At 40.1% G+C, this 1,681-nt stretch carries 1 protein-coding gene; it reads left to right on the top strand.

Going from position 1 to position 1,681, the window contains the following annotated elements:
* A partial coding sequence (locus KHB02_RS24365; RefSeq protein ID WP_241114064.1) for an Ig-like domain-containing protein occupies window positions 1–1,661 on the top strand: 1,661 nt, incomplete at its 5' end.
* Window positions 1,662–1,681 lie beyond the last annotated feature (20 nt).

Genomic DNA, 1,681 nt, shown 5'->3' with positions numbered 1-1,681 from the left:
TCGACCCTCTTTATAATGTCGAAGATGAGAATCTAGATGAGGACACTATTCAGGCTAGTGAGATCAGCTATGCTGAAGGTAAACATACATTAATAGTTTCAGCAGCTGATTTGGCAAGGAACTCTAACTCCGCTTCTGCTAGCTATATAATTGATGATACGGCACCAAAAGTATCACTTACTTTGGAAGAGGGCAAATATTATAATCTAGGTGCATTAGAAGCACTTAATCAGTACTGGTCTGTTACCGATAACAGCCCAGTCGAGATTGATGCAACACCTTTAGCCACTGAAGATGGACCGCACACGGCAATTGTTACAGCAATTGACCGCGCCGGAAATAAAACAACAGTATCTGTTGATTATCATGTCGATAACACACCACCTGAGATTGTAATGGATGATTCAAAATTTAAAGATGGCGGTTTTTATAATGCTGAATATCTAAAAGGATTAGTTGTTAAGCCATATACGATTAAGGATGCGAATCCTAGTACAGACAATGCCAGCGCTTTTGTTTTCGAAGAAGGCACACATTTGTATACTGTTACAGCCGTCGACAAGGCAGGAAATAAAGCAAGCAAAACGATTTCCTATACGGTTGATAATACTCCGCCTACTATCACTTTCAATATTGAAAAAGATGGCATCTATACAACAGAGTCCTTGTTAAAAATCGGCCAGTTTTATACAGTCGACGATAATCGAGATAAAGCTGTTAAGGTAGTAATTGTTCCAGACTCCATTGTAACGAGTGAAGAGGGAACCCACACTTTAAAGATTACTGCAACTGATAACGCTGGTAACAGTACAACTGAGTCAATTACCTATATTATCGATAATACACAACCAGAGATTTCCTTCCATTTAACACCAGGAAAGCACTATACAACAAAATCATTAACAGAGGCGTTAGTAGGATTTGACCACTATTTTAGTGTAACAGACCTGCATTTAACAGATCAAATTACAGCTGATGATTTAAAAACCAATGAGGGAAACCATACATTAACAGTCACTGCCAAAGATGCGGCAGGCAATATTGGAACTAATTCCATAGCCTATACCGTTGATAACACCGCACCAGTCATCAGCGGCTTAGAAGGCTTGACACTAGGCCAGCGGTTCCTAGTCGGACAGGATGTCACCGTGACCCCAGCTGTAACCGATAATTATGATACCAAGCCTGTAACGAGTGGTTTAGATAAACTTGATACCTCAAAGGCCGGGGCTCACACTATTACCGTCACAGCTATGGATCAAGCCGGAAATACTAGTTCCTTTACCTATTCGTATTATGTTTATAATTACAGCGGTATCCTGCAGCCAATTAAGGCAGACGGTTCCAGCACATTTAAAAAGAATAGCACGATTCCAGTAAAATTCCAGATTGCTGATGGCAGCAATTACGTGAAAGACGCAAAAGCTACTCTTACACTGGTAAAAGTGAATAATGATGGCATAGAGGCAGATGCAACGGTCATTTCAACATCAGCAGCAACAGAAGGAAACCTATTCCGATATGATTTATCCGACAATCAGTACATTTTCAACCTAGGAACTAAAACATTAGAGGAAGGTAAATACAAACTGGTCATCACCATCGAACTCGATGGGGCTAATATCCCAAAAGAATCACAAACCTTCACGATTAAAAAGTAATTAAAAAAAGACCCCGCCGT

Origin of the sequence: Neobacillus citreus (genome assembly GCF_018343545.2) — a bacterium.
Taxonomy (GTDB): Bacteria; Bacillota; Bacilli; order Bacillales; family Cytobacillaceae; genus Neobacillus; species Neobacillus citreus.
The sequence above is the reverse complement of the archived record's forward strand: the minus strand, read 5'-3'. Positions and strand labels throughout refer to the sequence as shown.